Consider the following 556-nt stretch of genomic DNA (forward strand, 5'->3'; position numbering starts at 1 on the left):
GATCAGATTGCGATATGTCACGATATACTTTCTGATCACGGGCCGGGACCTATCAGACCTCCTTTACCCGGCCCGAAAGGAGGGATTGAATTGAGATACACAAAAAATTCTGATGTTATCCAATGCGCTGTGTACAATGCCCTGGGCGTAGGAAAACAGAATGCCATAAGCAGGGCGGAACTCAGCCGGATTACTGGATATAAGGATAGACGTATCCGTGAGGCAATAGAGGCCATGCGATACAGTAAGGTTATCATTAACCTGGACAATGGTGACGGATATTACATACCTGACTCAACGCTCCAGGGCCGCCGTGAAGCCGCTGCCTGGATTGCAAGGCAGGACAGGAGGATACAGTCCATGAAGGCAGCTACAAAGGGCGCTAGGCGGTTCGTGAACGGGGTAAGGAGCAAGGGTATCCCAGGCCAGATAAGTATGTTCGGGATGGGAGGCATGTAGATGGGGAAAGCACAGCGTGAAAAAGGGAAGCGTGGTGAACGGGAACTTGCCAATCTCCTTAAGGACCATGGATACAATTGCCGTAGGAGCCAGCAGT

General features: G+C 51.1%; 1 protein-coding gene. It reads left to right on the forward strand.

Annotation, left to right across the window (positions count from 1 at the left end; translation table 11 throughout):
• The first annotated feature begins 90 nt into the window (after window positions 1–90).
• Complete coding sequence (locus tag CLFS41_RS25250) at window positions 91–459, forward strand: hypothetical protein (RefSeq protein WP_045093871.1); 369 nt, start codon at window positions 91–93, stop codon at window positions 457–459.
• Window positions 460–556: the final 97 nt, after the last annotated feature.

This window comes from Clostridium sp. FS41 (assembly GCF_000954015.1).
In the GTDB taxonomy this organism is placed as follows: domain Bacteria; phylum Bacillota; class Clostridia; order Lachnospirales; family Lachnospiraceae; genus Enterocloster; species Enterocloster citroniae.